This is a genomic window from Methyloterricola oryzae (assembly GCF_000934725.1).
GTDB lineage: Bacteria > Pseudomonadota > Gammaproteobacteria > Methylococcales > Methylococcaceae > Methyloterricola > Methyloterricola oryzae.
In genome coordinates, this window is the sequence record NZ_JYNS01000002.1 from 155,614 (window position 1) to 172,000 (window position 16,387).

A 16,387-nucleotide genomic window follows, 5' to 3' on the forward strand; every position below is an offset into this window, starting at 1 on the left:
CACCTAGGGTATAGGCAGCATGAGCGTCCCAGCGCACGTAGCCCGGGAGGGTAACGGTATTGGCCGCATCGCCTTGCTGGAGGATGAGAGGAAGACCTAGGTCCCCATGCTCAAGCCCTTCAGTTCGGCCTGTTGGCATGCGTGCTTGACCCAACAGATCTCGATGTGTTTCGCCGCTTTGGGCCGGCGATTACCTTCTTTGCCGTTATTGTTTAGGGTAATCCTGGCATCCGCGCTCGTCAGGTGATGCCCTCGCAGACTTTTGGCTGCGCAGGCAGTTCGTGCGCCACGCGAGCGAGCGTGGCGGTCGAATCCAGTACGTGTGTGGTCTCCTAGGGCACAGAAAAATCGCCGGCGTGCCCGGATGGCCGGGCGCACGGTTTCGAGGTGAGCGAAATGACGCATACGAGTCAGGCATATGCCTCACTGCGCTTTCCCGCGGGTCCCTTATGGGGGTTCGCAAGCTTCGTTTGGGCTCGCAAAGACTGGATCTGCGGAGTGATGCCTCTTATGGCACGACTTCTGCCTAATGGAATGTGCACCGATGGAATTGGCTGGATGCCAGTCTTCAGGGAAGGAAGGGGTGCGGCATGGCGGGGGCAAGAGGTTTGCCTCTTTCCCCCGGACAGGATCGTTGCAGGTCAGGGACAGACCAGGCGACTTCCCTCTCATCCGTCGAATTCATGTCATCAGTGCAGCAAGATGTTCTCTGGCAGCTGTTCCTCCAATGTCGCGGGGAACTGGAGTCCATGCTGACGACGCGCCTGCGCTGCCGCGACACCGCATCGGACTTGTCCCAGGAAGCCTTTCTGCGCCTCTGCCGCGCCGAGGATCTGGGGCGGGTGGGCAATCTGAGAGCCTACCTGTTCCGAACGGCTCTTAACCTGCTCAATGATCACTACCGGGCAGCCGCCGTGCGCGAGATTATCGTGCCCGAGTCTCCCGAAACGCCGCTGGAGGCCGAGGATTTCCGGACAGCGGAAATCGTCGCCTTGGCGGACGAGCAGTTGGACCGCGTGATCGCGGCCCTGGAAGAGCTTTCGCCCCAGTGCCAGCGCATTTTCTACCTCAACCGCTTCGAGGGCCGCAGGCAGAAGGACATTGCCGAAACCCTGGGCATTTCGGTTCGCACCGTGGAAGAAAACCTGCGCCGGGCCATGCTGCATTGCCTGCGCCGTCTCGACGATGCCTGAGGACGCATGTGGTTTTCGCGTTCTGCCGCGTCTTCATTGACATAGGTTGAATTCCTGCGACGATCTGGCCCATGTCCGAGGATTCCAAACATTTACTGGAGGCGGCCTGTGCCGCCGTGGTTCGCTTGCATTCAGGCGATTCCGATGCGGCGGAGCGCTTGCGCCTGCTGGCATGGCGAGAGCAAAGCGCTGCCCACGCGGAAGCTTGGCGACGGGCAGAATCCCTCTGGCGAGGCATCGAGCCGCTGCGGGGCCGCAGCATCCCCGGTTCCGCGCCGCTGCCGCAGGAGCTAACCGCTGTTCGAGGATTTCCGCGTCGGAAGTTCTTTCCGGCGCGCGGCTTAATGGCTACCTGCTGCATGATGCTCATCTTGCTGAGCGTCTGGTTCTTCCCCCCAAGCTACTGGCGCGCGGATTTTGTCACCGGCAAAGGCGAGCAACAAACCATCAGCCTGGCCGACGGTTCCCGGGTCATCCTCAACACCGACAGTGCGTTCGCCCTGCATTTTGACAGCCGTACACGCGGGGTCGAACTTCTCCAGGGCGAGGCCTTTTTCATCGTCGCCAAGGACAGCGCGCGACCCTTCGTGGTGAGTGCGGGGCAAGGGAGCGTGACGGCCGTGGGCACGGAGTTCGGCGTGCGCCGCGACGACGAATACACGCATGTGGAACTGGTGGAAGGACTGGTTCGGGTGCGGGATGGCCGCCGCGAGGAACTGCTGAAGCCCGGGCAGGCGCTGGTCTACGGGAACGGCGGACTACGTATGCTGCCTGCTTCCAGGCCCGACCTGCTTTCCACCTGGAGGGATGGGTATCTGGTCTTCGATGGTACGCCGCTGGAGGACGCGGTGGCCCAGATCAACCGCTACCGGCCTGGGCGCATCCTGCTCATGAACGAACAATTGCGCAAGCGTCAGGTCAGCGGCCTGTTCCGTCTCGACGCGCTGAATGGTGCGGTTGATACCATCGCCGCCGCATTGCCCGCGCAGCAGTCGCGTCTTACCTCGTACTGGGTGGTTTTGCGCTAAGCATCGGCAGGCTTCCGCCTGCGTCCTGTTCCCGCTTGGGCTCGCCCGGCAACCTTCCTCAATTTGTCGTTCATTTCCAACAGATGTGGTTTTTCAGGACCTGTCCGTCTTTAAGGACAACGGCTCTCCGCGCGCCGCCCCTAGTCCCAGAACAACAAAAAGGAACGCCATGTCTCGCCATTCCCAGAATTCTCGTTCGACATTTCGGCGCGGCGCCGTGGCCGCCGCGGTTTGCGCCCAGGTTTTGGGCCCCCTCTATTGCGAGCAGGCGCTCGCCGAAAGCAAGATCGCCTTCGACATTCCGGTCCAGCCGCTGAACCAGGCGCTGGTCGCCTTCGGCAAGCAGAGCGGGCGCCAGGTGCTCTACCGCACCGAGATGTCGGCCGATCTGCGCAGCCAGCCCGTGAAGGGGCGCTACACGGTCGGTGAGGCCGCGGAACTGCTGCTGGGCGGAGCGCCCCTCAAGGCGGTTGTTACCGACAATGGCGCCATTACGCTCGAGCGTCGGCCTACTCCAGCAAAGCCCGCGCCCACCGGGGAGGTGTCCGGCGCGGCGACGCTGCAAAAGGTGACCGTGACTGCTAAGCCGGAGATACCTCTGGACAGCCCTTATAACACCTCCTATACGCGATCCGACGCCACGACCGCTACCAAGATGGATACGCCGGTGATGGAAACGCCATACTCAGTGGCGGTGCTGACCCAGCAGGTGTTGCGGGATCAGCAGGTGATCCGGGTGGAGGATGCCATCCAGAACGTTGCCGGCGTGCAGAGCAGTTGGACCAATGGCGGGAGCAGCGACGTCTTCATCATGCGCGGTTTCCAGAACACCAACCTCTACCGTGATGGGTTTCTGTTGCCGTCCGTGCTAGGAGGCGGTTCGACCAAGCAGCAAACCGCCAATATCGAACGCATTGAGGTGCTTAAAGGCCCGGGTTCGATCCTGTTCGGGCGCAACGAGCCCGGGGGTGTCATCAACATGGTGACCAAGCGGCCGCTGGCAACGCCCTATTATTCATTGCAACAGCAGTTCGGTTCCTTCGATTTATACCGAACCACAGCGGATGCAACGGGCCCGATAACAAAGGACGACAGCTTGCTGTATAGGGTCAACCTGTCGTATGAGGGCGCCAACTCTTTCAGGGACTTTGTGAAAACCGATACGGTGTTTCTGGCTCCGAGCTTGACCTGGAATTTGTCACCGCAGACTCAGTTCAATGTGGACATCCAGTACCAGCATTTCGATGACACAAACGACTCGGGAATTCCGCCCATCGGCAACCGCCCCGCGCCGGTACCCATCAACCGCCAGACTGGGGAGCCGCTCAACAACAAGAACAAGGGCGATCGCACCTATTTCGGATTCAATTGGTCCCACACATTCAACGACGACTGGAAGCTCACCCACCGGTTCGGAACAGAATTCCTTGATCAATATTCAGATTTCACCTTCTTTTTCACCCCGGCAACGCTGGACGGGAATTTGGTGAATTTGAATAGCGACTTCTCCAATGGCGGCAGTCGTGGCTTCAACAATGCCGTGACCCACCAGCAGCAGTACTACACCACCCTGAACCTTACGGGCAAGTTCGACACCGGTCCCGTCAGTCATCAAATGTTCTGGGGTTTCGATTACTTCATGTTTGATAACCAGGATGCCACCGGATGCTGTGCGGCCTATCCCATCGGGGGCACGTTCAATGTCTTCCGCCCGGTTTACCAGAGTTCACTGCCATTCATACCCCAGGTCCCCACATCAGACTACTCTCAGGAATGGTATGGTTTGTACTTCCAGGATCAAATCAAGCTGCCATTCAACATTTATGGCAATGTGGGAGTTCGTTATGACAATGCTTCCAGCCGGAACAATGCTAACGGCGTCTATTCCGACGACGATCACGTCAGCCCCCGCGGCGGCTTGCTTTGGAGGCCGGTCCAGTGGTTGTCCCTCTATGGCAGCTACAGCGAAAACTTTGGTCCTTCCAACAGCCTGTTCAATTTTCCCGGTCAGACGTTGCTGCCGCCGCAATTGGCCAATCAGTGGGAACTGGGCACCAAGACCGAGTTCTTCGATGGCAGGCTCACCGCCAGTTTCGCTTACTTCGATCTGACCAAAACCAATGTGCCGGTGCCTGATCCGGTCATCCCGAATCTGCAGCGTACCGTTGGCGAGCAGGAGAGCCGCGGCTATGAGATCGAAGTGGCGGGGCAGATCCTGCCGGGGTGGAGCGTGATCGGCGCCTACACCAACCTGGCCTATGCCAACATCAACAAGGATGTGGGTTTCGATGGAGGTCCCGGCAACACGGGCAACCGCATGTTCAATGCGCCGCGCAATTTCGGCAGCCTGTGGAGCACCTACGAGTTTCAGACAGGGGATCTGCAGGGCTTGCGTTTCGGTGGCGGCATCAGGGCCGCGAGCCAGGCCCAAGGCACCAACGAAAACACCTTCCAATTGCCCGGCTATGTCACGTTCAACCTGATGGCCGCCTATTCCATGAAGGTGGCCGGCTCCCGCCTCACCCTGCAACTGAATGCCGACAATCTGCTGGACCATACCTACTACCGGGGCACCAACACCGGACAAATGATCGGGGTGGCGCCACCGCGCACGTTCCTTGGGTCGGTCCGCGTCGAGTTCTGAGCTTAGCTTCCGGCTCCCGCACCAGTTGCGGGAGCCTCTTTCCGATGAGCCACGACGTCGGCTGTGTCATATCACACACCTTGGGCGTCGGGCGCACGCTAAGTTATTGATGGTTTGAACTGGTCATCCTGGCGCAAGTCTTGCTGCAAGCTTGTCTGCCTGTCAGGAGACCCATCATTGGCTTCAAACAGGTCGCCCTCCCCCAAAAACGCAGAACCGACCGCATGTCCGACCGCCGCAAAAGCTTCCTGCACTCGCTGTTCCGGCAGCATGCGGGAGAGATCAGCGCATTCCTGCGCGGGCGTTGGCATAACGAAGCGGACGTGGCCGATATCGTCCAGGAATCCTGTCTCAGTCTATCGGAGTACCAAGAGCGGGAGACGGTCAGCAATCCCCGGGCATTTCTGTTCCAGACGGCGGCGAACCTGCTGGTAGATCAGCACCGGCGGCGGGCGACGCAGGAACGTTACCTCGAACCCGACCTGGGACCGGAATCCGTGGCGGGAGAAACGGCCTCACCGGAAAACCGCTGGGAGGCCCAGGAAGCCCTCGAGCATTTCTGCGAATTGCTGGAGCAACTGCCCGAAGTGCGCCGCCATGCCTTTGTCCTGTTCCGCATCGAGGGTCTCTCGCATCGTGAAATTGCCGCGCGTCTCGGTATCTCGGTGCGCAGTTCGGAATGCCATGTGATGCAAGCCATGCAGTTCCTCGCGCGCGCCTTGGGACCGCTGGATCCCTGAATGCTGTGTGGCCGCCCTTGGCGGCTGAGGGCTCGGCAAACGTCTCACCCGTATGCGGGTACACTATGACCCTCCCGAAATGTCCGAGCTGTCCGTGAAACATCCCGAATCTTCCGACAAACTGCGCGATGCCGCCGTGAACTGGCTGGTGCGCCTGAATTCAAAGGAATGTCCTGAGTCCGAGCGAACTGCTTTCGAGCGATGGCTGAATGCCGATGAGGCCAACCGCCGCGCCTATACGGAAGTCGAAGCCCATTGGCGCTGGATGGATGCTTTCAGGTTGCGCAGTTTCAGGGCCAGGGACGAAGCCTTGAGTTACCGGCCGCCACGTCGCGCAGCAGGTCGCATCGCGGAGTTGGCCCTCGCCGCGTCAGTGCTGGCTGCCATCGGATTGACCGCCCTGACGCCGGCCGGTTGGTATGGGGTTGGAGCCACCTATCAGACGGCGAGGGGAGGGCACGAGAGCGTGATCCTGGGCGACGGTTCCACCCTGGAACTGAACACCAACACCATCGCCAAGGTCCGCATCAATCGCTGGCGGCGGTCGGTGGAACTGCTGCGGGGCGAGGCCTATTTCAAGGTCATCCACGATGAGCAGCGGCCCTTTGTGGTGAAGGCGGGCAATGGCGAAGTGCGCGATCTTGGAACCGCGTTCAATGTCTACGCGCGTCCCGAGCGCGTGGAGGTCACCGTGGACGACGGCAGCGTGCGGGTGGAAGCCCATGGCAGCCGTGTCTTGGTGGCAGGCCAACGCCTGGCCTACGGTCGGCGCGGCGAATTTCTTGCGCTGGAAAAAGAAGGCGACGAGGACCAGCCCACCGCCTGGCGGCAAGGCCAGATCGTTTTCCGTGACCGTCCCTTGAGCGAGGTTCTACAAGAGATCAGCCGCTACCACGACACGCGTGTGCGCCTGGCGGACGAGGGGATGGGCAGCCTGCATGTCAGCGGCATTTTCCGAACCGATGATCTCAATAGCACGGTCGATACCATTGCCAAGACCTTGAATCTGCACGCGCATCGCTTATCGCAAGATAGCATCGTGCTGGAGAATGACACGAAACGCTGAAAAGCTCAGTTCCTCTGTTGGCGGTTCTAGATAGGCCGCACGTCTACCCTCATGAACGATCAAGATGGAGCCTGTTCATGAGACATCCCTTCAAACTGGTGGCTGCCGCCCTACGGAGCGCGTCCCCCCTCATTTCCAACGCCGCCGAAAGCCACCACGAATTTCACATTCCCGCGTAGTCCCTGGCCGGTGCATTGCAACAGTTGGCCAAGCAGGCCGGGAGTTCTTTTAAGCACCCGGCGGCAATACCGGTTTGTGAAAAGCCCGGGTAAGGGCGCTTAGGTCTTCGCTTCCCGGAGCTTGTGTTTTTTGGCCGCGGCATGATCCGCGCCAGCCTCTTGATGATGGCGGTTACGCGGGGGCGGACTTCTTCAGGTTCGTGCCTGTGCGGCATCTGGCGCATGGAAATCAGTCATATGCCGGAGCTAGATCGCTGGGGGCCGGGCCTGTGGGCGCATGAGGGATTTTGCCTTCTCAAACGTCTTATGGAATGAGGGCGGCTGATCTGCCGGGGATGCCTGGTGGGCGTCGGTATCTGGCTGCCTCCGTCCTCGTTTGAAACCGGGCTGGATTATGCCGGCGCCCGCGAACCGATGGAATTTACCGATGACACGTCATTTCTGGGTACTGCTGCACCGCTACGCCGGGCTGGCCATGGCGCTCTTTCTGGTACTGGTGGGACTCACCGGCAGTCTTCTGGCTTTTCTCTCCGAACTGGAGCACATCGTCACGCCGCAGTTTTATGCCGCATCAAGTGACGCCCCGCGGCTGGCCCCGGCCAGTCTCGCGGAGCGCGCCGCTGCCCTCGCGCCCGAGGCACAGGTGACTGCGCTGTGGATGGGGCAGCATGATGTGGTGAACGTGGCCCTGGAGCCGCGGGAGGATCCGGCTACTGGTAAACCATACGATCTGGATTACGACCAGATGATGCTGGATCCCTGGACTGGCGCGGAACTAGGCCGGCGCAGTTGGGGCGCCATTTCGCAAGGCTTGGTCAACCTCATGCCCTTCATTTACAAGCTGCATTACTCGCTGGCGCTGGATGAGCCCGGCATCTGGATCCTGGGCATCGTGGCCCTGATCTGGACCCTGGACAGCTTTGTCGGTTTTTATCTCACCCTGCCAGCGACCGCAAAATCAAACCAACCGACACGTCATCGCACGTTCTGGCAGCGCTGGCAGCCGAGCTGGCAAATCAAATGGCACGGATCTGCCACCCGGATCAACTTCGATCTGCACCGGGCGGGAGGGCTTTGGCTGTGGGCCATGCTCCTGATCTTCGCCTGGTCCAGTGTCTACATGGACCTGTGGGACACGGTCTACACCCAGGCGACCCGGTTGGTACTGGAGTACCACGAGCCCTGGACCGAGCTGACCAAGCGGGAGGATCCATTGAAGCACCCGGCTCTGGACTGGCGGCAGGCGCAAACGGTGGGCGCCCGCCTCATGGATGAAGCCGCAAGGGCAGGGGAATTCACCGTGGAGCGCGTCACCAGCCTGCGCCTGGACGCCGAGCACGGCGTTTATGTTTACGGCGTGCGGAGCAGCCTCGAGGTCCAGGATCACGGCGGCCATACGGATGTGTATTTCGATGCCAACTCGGGCGAACAGAAATTGCTGCTGTTGCCCACCGGCCAGTATGCCGGCAACACGGTGACGAGTTGGCTGGCGGCCTTGCACATGGCCAATGTGTTCGGCTTGCCCTACCGCATTTTCGTCTGCCTCTTCGGCGTGGTGTTGACGGGTCTGTCGGTCACCGGCGTGGTTATTTGGCTGCAGAAGCGCCGTTCCCGACGCGGACGGCGCAGGGTCGAAAAATCCAGCTTGCCTGATGATTCCAAGGTACGGGCTGAGCGGCCGGCCGTCGTGGTGATGGAAGAAGGCTCTGACTGAGATCGACTGGCGCGTGTGGTCGGTGGCGTTGAGTAGAACAGGTGTGTGAAATGCCGCGCTTTTGGCCTGCCTTTATTACAGAGCCACTGCCGTACCGGGCAGAAGTTTTGGGCTGTACTACTAACGATATGAAATAAAACTAAAACTTTAGCCTCTAAAATTATCCACTCAATTCGGGCACCAATGTTGCTGCAGGGCTGAAAACGACACTAGCGGCCTAGAGCATGTCCGTCATTTCCCACGATGTGATCCTTCATTTGTTCCGCGATCACCGCGAGGCGGTGGTCGGGTTCCTGTTCAATCGTGTGCGGTGCCCTGACGCCGCCCAGGACCTGAGCCAGGAAGCCTACCTTCGACTTTTGCGCAAGTCCGGCGTGGCGCACGACGACAACCTGGCGGGCTACCTGTTCCGGATCGCCGAACGCCTGGCGATCGATTACCTGCGCAGCAGCCAGCGCGCCTTCGCGTCCGAACCGCTGAACGAGAACATCGTCAGCCCGCAGCCGGAGCCGGCCGATCTGACTTTGTTGCGGGAACAATGCGATCTTCTGCTGGATGCCATCGCCTCGATGTCGAAGCGCGTGCGCGCCGTGTTCCTGCTGCGCAAGATCGACGAGATGAGCTATTCGGAAATTGCCCGGCGTCTTGGCATTTCCGAGAAGACGGTGCAGCGGCATCTGGTCAAGGCGATGCTGCATTGCCACCGGCGCTTGGAACTCGGGCGCCGAGCTTAGGCGGCATGTCTATGGAAGCAAGTAAACAGCGTCAAGAAGAAAAGCTCCTGAAAACCGCCGTTGAGTGGTTCGTGCGCTTGCAATCCGAACATTGTTCCGCCGAGGAATACGCGGACTTTCGCCGCTGGCTGGAACGCAGCGATGCGCACCGCTCAGCCTATGCCAATACGGAGCGTATCTGGGGTTCACTGGATGAGATCAAGCAACTGCGGGTTCCCGGATTGAACGAGGCACGGGCCGCGCGGCCGCCCTCCCGATCCGGCCGGGTCACGACCTTCCTTCTGGTGCTGGGCTTCCTGGCCAGTGGTGGCCTCTACTTTGAAGAGCAGCAGGCGCAGCCAGTCTTGTACAGCACGGGCCTTGGGGAAACGCGAACCGTGACGCTCGCCGACGGAAGCCGCATCGCCATGAATGCCATGACACGCCTCACCGTCACGCAGTCGTTGCTGCGCCGGGACGTCATGCTGGCGAGCGGTGAAGCCTTGTTCGAGGTGGTCCACCAGGCGTGGCGGCCTTTTACGGTAAAGGCGGGGGCGCTGAGCATACGCGACATCGGCACCCTCTTCGATGTGCGCCTGCGGCTCGACGCGGTATCGGTGGATGTCCTGAAGGGCGAGGTGAGTCTGGACGACGGCCGGACCGTTCGCAAGCAAACCGTTGCGGCGGGCAGTTCCAGGGCTTATCGCAAGGATGCGGGGCTGGGGCCGCGCCAGCCAGCGGACGCCGAGCGCGACCGGGCCTGGCTGGAAGGCCGGCTGGTGTTCCGGCAGACACCCTTGAGCGAAGTCGTTGCGGAAATGGAGCGCCATCATCCGGTGAAGTTTGATTTCGCCGATGGTGAGATTTCCCGCCAAACCCTCAGTGGCAATTTCGACGCCGGCGATCTGCAACCCTTCCTTAAGGCCCTGGAGACCATCCTGCCGCTCAAGGCGATCAAATCGGGCGACAGAATTATCGTGCAACAGGCTGAGGCCCGCTCGCGATGATGGGCGAGGGTTTCCGCCGGACGTGCCCTTGCGCTGCCGGGGCCCGTGCCGCAAGGCCGAAATCGCTCCGATAGAAAAATGTCCACTTGCAAGTTCCCCGCTCGTTATTTGTCAGTGAGCGCGTTCGCGCCAGACGCTTTGCACTGATAACCACGAAAGGGGAACACACCATGGAAGCTGGCCATCCGGAGCCAACCACGAAGCGCATGTCGGTCGGAGAACTGGGCAGGCCATTGATGCTAAGCCTGGCGGCCCTGGCCGTCGAGGCTTCGGCCGGGGAAGCGGCCCGTTACACCTTCGATCTGCCCTCACAGCCCTTGTCGGCGAGCCTCAACTCGGTCGCGCTGACTTCGGGCGCCAAGCTCGTCTACGCCGACACGACGGTCAAGGACCGGCGGGCTGCGGCACTTCAGGGCAGCTATACGGTGGACGAGGCGCTCAATCGGCTGTTGGCGGCCAACGATCTGCATGCCGAGCCGGTAGGCGGCACGGTGTTTGCAGTCAAAGAGGCGGCATCGGCGCCTTCCAACGCCCTGCCCAAGGTCACCGTGACCGGCAAGGCCGACTACGACCCCAATGATCCGTATAACGACAATTACGCGGTCCCGAATTCCAAGACGGCGACCAAGACCGATACGCCTATCATGGAGACGCCGGTTTCCATCCAGGCGGTCTCGCGCACGGTGATGGATGACCAGCAGGTGGTGACCCTCAACGATGCCCTGAAGAACATCAGCGGCGTGCAGGTCACCGATGCCTTTTACGACGGGGCGATCATCCGTGGCTTCGACTCCGAGGGCAATACCTATCGCAATGGACTACGCCAGGCCTATTTGAGCAACATGGAGACGGCGAACCTTTCGGCCGTCGAGGTGCTGAAAGGCCCTGCCTCCGTGTTGTACGGGCGAATCCAGCCGGGCGGCATGATCAACCTGGTGCCCAAGCGGGGGTTCAAGGACCCGTACTTCTCCGTGCAGCAGCAGTTCGGCTCCTATGACTTCTATCGCACCACGGTGGATGCCACGGGTCCCTTGACGTCGGACAAGACCTTGCTCGGGCGGATGAACATCGCCTATCGCAGCAACAATTCCTTCCGCGACTTCGTCAGTCAGGAAAATGTTTTCGTTGCGCCGACTGTGACCTGGCGGCCCACGGACCAGTTCGAGGTGAACCTGGATGTGGAATACCAACATTACCAGTTCACCGACGACGAGGGTGGTCTGGTGGCGGTCGGCAATCGGCCGGCGGACATTCCCATCAACCGCTTCCTGCAGGACGGAAACTACACCAGCAAACTGCACCCCAATACCCAGGACAAGGTGCTGACCGCCCTCGATTGGACCTATCGCTTCAACGAAGACTGGCGCATCACCAACCGCTTCCAGTACACCTCCACCAGCTACCATCAGACGTCCCTGTGGTTCGGAGAACTGAACGAAGCCACCGGCGTATTGAAGCGGGGTGTCTGGGACACGGCGCTGCGTCGCAACTCCTATGCCGCCAATCTGGATCTGGTCGGCAAGTTCTTCACCGGCGACTTCATGCGACACGAGACCCTGGTGGGCTTCGACTTCTACCGTCTGGACGAGCACGACGGCCCCGGTTACACCAACGGCATCTATGGCGGGATCAACGAGATCAATATCTACGATCCGCAATACAGCGGCACCGATCTGACCCGCCTGCTGCCGCCCGCGCTGGACTTTGCCTACGAAAACTACGAGAACTGGTACGGGGTTTACTTCCAGGACCAGATCACCCTGTGGGAGAAGTTGCATGTGCTGCTCGGTGGGCGACAGGACTGGGCTTCGCAAAGCACGGGCGGATCGGACAACGGATCGTTTGCGGCCATCAACCTGGAGTCCCTTTCAAGCAATGCCTTCAATCCCCGCTTCGGGCTGTTGTACCAGGCGACGCCCTGGCTCTCCCTCTACGGCAACTACGTGCAGTCTTACGGCTCGGCAAACTCCGGGTTCTCCATTTCAGGCCAGCCCTTCAGCCCGCAGACCGGCAAGCAGGCGGAGATGGGCGCCAAGCTGGAATCACCGGACAAGCGTGTGACGGCGACCTTGGCCTTTTACCAGATCTACAAGGACAATCTGTTGGCAGTGGACCCGCAGAATCCTCAATATTCCAGGGCAAGCGGTCAGGCCAGGAGTCGTGGTTTCGAACTGGACGTGAGCGGCCGGATTACCGAAAACTGGGGCGTGACGGCGAGCTACGCCTATACCGACGCGGACTACGTCAAGGGCGATTTCGAGGGCAACGGACTGATGGGCGTGGCGAAAAATTCAGGCAACGTCTGGACCAAGTACGAGTTCAGCGAAGGCGACCTGAAAGGGCTGAGTTTCGGTACCGGCGTCTATGCGCGGGGGCAGCGCCAGGGCGATCCCGAGAATTCATTCCAACTGCCTGGCTATGTGCGCTGGGACGCCAGCATTGGATACAGCTTCGTTCATGCGGGCGCCAAGATCACGACGCAGTTGAATGCCTACAACCTGCTCGATCAAACCTACTACGACCGCTCCAGCTACCGTTTGGGCATCAACGCAGGAGCGCCATTGACCTTCCTGGGTTCGGTCCGGGTGGAGTATTAGGCGTGGTTAGCATCGCTCATCGCCATTCCCCGGAAGACTTTGGCGCCGCAAGGCTTGCGCGCCTCAAGGCCCGCCGCCGGGTGTGGCTGCAGGTGCACTTGTGGCTCGGACTGACGGCGGGAGCGGTGCTGGCCCTGATCGGGCTGACCGGCAGCGTGCTGGTGTTCTGGCAGGAGTTGGATGCCTGGCTGAGTCCAGGGCAGTTCCGGGTGAGCGCGCCCGCCGAATCGGCATCCTATCGCCCGCTCGACGAGATCGTGGCGGCGGCCCGGACTGGCGCTCCCCCTGGCGCTGAACCTGGCTTCGTCTATTACCCGGAAGGCCCCGAGGACGTCTTCACTTTCTTCTTCGACAAGCCGGGCGCAACCGTGGGTGAGTCGGATACCCTCAATGTGTCCGTCAACCCTTATACGGCAAGGGTGACGGGCACTCGGGTCTTCTACAGTGGGACCAGCTATTTCGACAATTGCCTGATGGGCTTCATCTTCAAACTGCACTACGCCCTGTTGTGGAAGGAGGGTGGCGTCGTTCTGGTGGGCGGCATCGGCGTGCTGCTGGTGGTGTCGGTGCTGAGCGGGCTGATCCTGTGGTGGCCCTTAACCGGCCAGTGGCTGAATGCGCTGACCATCAAGCGCCGCGCCAGCGCCGAGCGCTTCAACTTCGATCTGCACAAGACCTTCGGGTTCTACTCAACCCTGGTGCTGCTGGCAGTGCTGGTTTCGGGTGTCTACATGAACTTGCCCGAGCAGGTCGTCTGGCTGGTGGAGCGCGTTTCCAAGGTGAACCCGTTAGACGAGTTCCATTCCACGGTTCTAACAGGTTCCACACCCATCGGGCTTGGCCGCGCCGTGGAGAACGCCCGTGCGAGCTATCCCTTGGGACGGCTGCGTTTTCTCAATTTGCCTTCATCGCCGGAAGGCGTCTACCAGATCTGCGGGCAGGGGGGCGACGAACTGGCGCGCTATGTCCTGGATACCCGTTGCGTGTCCATCGACCAGTACACCGGCGCTGTGCTCCAGGTGACGGACCCCGCCCACGGCAGCGGCGGCGATGTGTTCATCCAGTGGCAGTGGCCGCTGCACTCAGGACAGGCCTTTGGCATGACGGGCCGGCTTCTGGTGTTCGCCTCCGGCCTGGCATGTCCGGTGCTGTTTGTCACGGGGATCATCCGCTGGCGGCAGAAAAAGCGGGCGGCGCGGGCTGGAATCGAACGCCGGCAAACGCGGCAGGCCGCCGGCGCGATGCCGTGAAAAAGTTTCGCGTCGGGGTGAGGGATTTCACTCACTCAAACGTCTTAGCTATTGAATGCCACACGAGAGAGGAAGACCGTGATGAAGATGAAGCAGGCCAAGGGACGATCGGAACTGGAAAACACCCTCGTGCGCATGGGCGATCACTTCCCATCGACGCGTTATTTTCAGGTGCATTTCGAGTATCTGGAGAGCCTGCTGATCGAAACCCGCGATTGCCTGGAGGGCTTGAAGCGCCAGGTGGCTGCGGTGAACGAGGCGAGCGACGAATTTGACGCGACGCACCGTGCCGCCAAGCGGTCACCGCGTCCCGGCTTGTCCCTGGAAGCCGAACGTCGTTTGCGCGCCCAGGGCCGCAACCTGGAAGATGAACAATGGGAGGGCTTTTGAGCTTTTGTTTCCTGCCACCTTGGCCGCAGCCGGACGGCACGCCGGGGCCGCTACCGGTGGCGCAGTTCCAGCTGACCTGGAACCGTTCCGCTGGGGTGGCGCTGGCGGCGGTGCTGGCAGTCGTGTTGCACGCTGCGCTGCTATGGTGGTTCATCAACCGGCCGGCGCCGCTCCCATTTACGCAGGCCGCGCCGCTGCCCATGATCGATATCACCTTGGCGGCGCCCCCGGCCCCGCCGGTGACCCAGCCCGATGTGCCGCCACCGCCTATTCCGCCGAAGGAGATGAAAAAGCCCGAGGTCAAGCCTGAGAGGAAGCCCAAGCTTAAACCTAAATCCGAGGTCAAGCAGAAGGTGGTCAAGCCGGCCGAGCCCAAGGAAGAGGTTCAGGAAGCAGCCCCGCCGGCCCCGCCCGCGCCGCCGCTGCCCAAGCAGGACAAACCGGCGGCGCCGCGTAACGAACCGTACACGCCGGCCAGTTCCGACGCCAACTACTTGCACAACCCGCGTCCGGTCTACCCGGGCATCGCCCGTCAACGCCACTGGGAAGGTCTGGTGCTGCTGAAGGTCTATGTGACGCCGGAAGGGCATTGCGGGCAGTTGGCGGTGGCCCGCAGCAGCGGCCACGAGGTACTGGATGAGTCGGCCATGGACGCCGTGAGGGAGTGGCGCTTCGTATCCGCCATGCGAGGCAGCACGCCGGTCGCAAGTTGGGTGACGGTGCCCATCGAATTCAACCTGGAATGATGCAACCCGTTCCGGATCCTGCATAACATCATCAAGATAGAAGGAGGCCCCTCGTGGACCTATCGGAAACCACCATCGTCAATGGCACTCTCTGGGTTCTGGGAGGCTTCTCCCTGCTCACCTGGAGCGTGATTCTCATCAAAGCCGGGGAGCTGGTACTCAACCGGCTGCGCAATCACCTGTTCATCCGCAATGTCGCGCCGGACGGCCATCTGCAGGGCCTGCCTGAGGAGGCTGCGATCAAATCGCAGGCCGCGCGGGTTTACGAGGCAGGCCGGAGAACCCTGGCGCGGGCCCATGTGAGCCTGTTCAGCCAGGATAAGCACGATTGCTGGCACGACCTGCTGGAGCGCACACTGCGGCAGCAGGTGCTGAAGGAGCGGGCGCACATGGAATCGGGCCTCGGCTGGCTGGCCAGCATCGGCAGCACAGCGCCTTTCGTCGGGCTGTTCGGCACGGTCTGGGGCATCATGCACGCCCTGAAGGACATCAGCCTGAAGGGCTCTGCCAGCCTGGAGGTGGTGGCCGGTCCCATCGGCGAGGCGCTGATCGCTACGGCCTTGGGTATCGCCGTGGCCATCCCGGCGGTGATCGCCTACAACTTCTTCCTGCGCCAGAGCCGCAAGATCGCGTCCAGCCTGGACCATTTCGCCAGCGATTTCCTGCACTCGACCATCGAGGCCCATCTGACCGCCGCCACGGAGACCGAACATGGCCATGCAAACGCAGGATAACGACAGCGAAATGAGCGAGATCAACGTCACGCCTCTGGTGGACGTGATGCTGGTGCTGCTGGTGGTGTTCATCGTCACCGCGCCGCTGCTGACCCAGGTGGTGCGCGTCAAGCTGCCCAAGACCGAGCAGACCGAGCCCTCGCCGGATCAGCATGTGGCCATACTCAGCGTCAATGCCGACGGACAGCCGGTGCTGGACGACCATCCGGTTTCCCTGGAGTCCCTGGAGACCGAGCTCAAGGCGTTGCAGGAGAAGGACCCGGAGGTGAGCGTGCAACTCCAGGCGGACAAGGGCGCGGTGTTCGATGCCGTCGCCAAGGTCATGGCCGCCGCGCAGCGCTCCGGCATCGGCAAGCTGTCCTTCGTCACCCTGCAACGCTGATTCT

At 61.2% G+C, this 16,387-nt stretch carries 14 protein-coding genes; all 14 read left to right on the forward strand.

Features of this window, described 5'->3' with window-relative positions:
* Window positions 1-683: 683 nt before the first annotated feature.
* The 14 genes from EK23_RS04565 to EK23_RS04630 all read left to right on the forward strand — a co-directional run bounded on the left by EK23_RS04565 (window position 684) and on the right by EK23_RS04630 (window position 16,383).
* Entirely contained in the window at window positions 684-1,193 is a 510-nt protein-coding gene (locus tag EK23_RS04565) for an RNA polymerase sigma factor (protein ID WP_082053934.1), read from the forward strand.
* A 71-nt stretch (window positions 1,194-1,264) separates the two neighbouring features.
* A complete protein-coding gene (locus tag EK23_RS04570) occupies window positions 1,265-2,221 on the forward strand; it encodes a FecR family protein (RefSeq protein WP_045224130.1) in 957 nt (318 codons plus the stop codon).
* A 169-nt stretch (window positions 2,222-2,390) separates the two neighbouring features.
* The gene (locus tag EK23_RS04575) at window positions 2,391-4,865 is read left to right on the forward strand and encodes a TonB-dependent siderophore receptor (RefSeq protein WP_045224131.1); all 2,475 of its coding nucleotides are present in this window, start codon (window positions 2,391-2,393) and stop codon (window positions 4,863-4,865) included.
* A gap of 224 nt (window positions 4,866-5,089) precedes the next feature.
* Window positions 5,090-5,605, forward strand: coding sequence for an RNA polymerase sigma factor (locus tag EK23_RS04580; protein WP_045224417.1), 516 nt, complete (start codon window positions 5,090-5,092; stop codon window positions 5,603-5,605).
* 94 nt (window positions 5,606-5,699) lie between these two features.
* Window positions 5,700-6,671, forward strand: a complete 972-nt coding sequence (locus EK23_RS04585) for a FecR family protein (protein WP_158002439.1) — start codon at window positions 5,700-5,702, stop codon at window positions 6,669-6,671.
* 606 nt (window positions 6,672-7,277) lie between these two features.
* On the forward strand, window positions 7,278-8,564 hold the full coding sequence (locus EK23_RS04590) for a PepSY-associated TM helix domain-containing protein (RefSeq protein WP_045224133.1): 1,287 nt from the start codon (window positions 7,278-7,280) through the stop codon (window positions 8,562-8,564).
* 224 nt (window positions 8,565-8,788) lie between these two features.
* A complete protein-coding gene (locus EK23_RS04595; protein WP_045224134.1) occupies window positions 8,789-9,298 on the forward strand; it encodes an RNA polymerase sigma factor in 510 nt (169 codons plus the stop codon).
* Window positions 9,299-9,309: 11 nt separating this feature from the next.
* Complete coding sequence (locus EK23_RS04600) at window positions 9,310-10,284, forward strand: FecR family protein (RefSeq protein ID WP_045224135.1); 975 nt, start codon at window positions 9,310-9,312, stop codon at window positions 10,282-10,284.
* Between the two features lie 170 nt (window positions 10,285-10,454).
* The gene (locus EK23_RS04605; RefSeq protein WP_082053937.1) at window positions 10,455-12,881 is read left to right on the forward strand and encodes a TonB-dependent siderophore receptor; all 2,427 of its coding nucleotides are present in this window, start codon (window positions 10,455-10,457) and stop codon (window positions 12,879-12,881) included.
* 2 nt (window positions 12,882-12,883) lie between these two features.
* Window positions 12,884-14,131 carry a PepSY-associated TM helix domain-containing protein gene (locus EK23_RS04610; RefSeq protein ID WP_045224136.1) on the forward strand — a complete coding sequence of 416 codons (1,248 nt, stop codon included), beginning with the start codon at window positions 12,884-12,886 and terminating at the stop codon, window positions 14,129-14,131.
* An 81-nt stretch (window positions 14,132-14,212) separates the two neighbouring features.
* Entirely contained in the window at window positions 14,213-14,521 is a 309-nt protein-coding gene (locus tag EK23_RS04615; protein WP_045224137.1) for a hypothetical protein, read from the forward strand.
* On the forward strand, window positions 14,518-15,267 hold the full coding sequence (locus EK23_RS04620) for an energy transducer TonB (protein ID WP_158002440.1): 750 nt from the start codon (window positions 14,518-14,520) through the stop codon (window positions 15,265-15,267). The genes EK23_RS04615 and EK23_RS04620 overlap by 4 nt, the downstream gene beginning before the upstream one ends.
* Window positions 15,268-15,320: 53 nt before the next feature.
* The gene (locus EK23_RS04625) at window positions 15,321-16,001 is read left to right on the forward strand and encodes a MotA/TolQ/ExbB proton channel family protein (protein ID WP_045224139.1); all 681 of its coding nucleotides are present in this window, start codon (window positions 15,321-15,323) and stop codon (window positions 15,999-16,001) included.
* Complete coding sequence (locus tag EK23_RS04630) at window positions 15,979-16,383, forward strand: ExbD/TolR family protein (RefSeq protein WP_045224140.1); 405 nt, start codon at window positions 15,979-15,981, stop codon at window positions 16,381-16,383. Before EK23_RS04625 ends, EK23_RS04630 begins: the two co-directional genes overlap by 23 nt.
* Window positions 16,384-16,387: the final 4 nt, after the last annotated feature.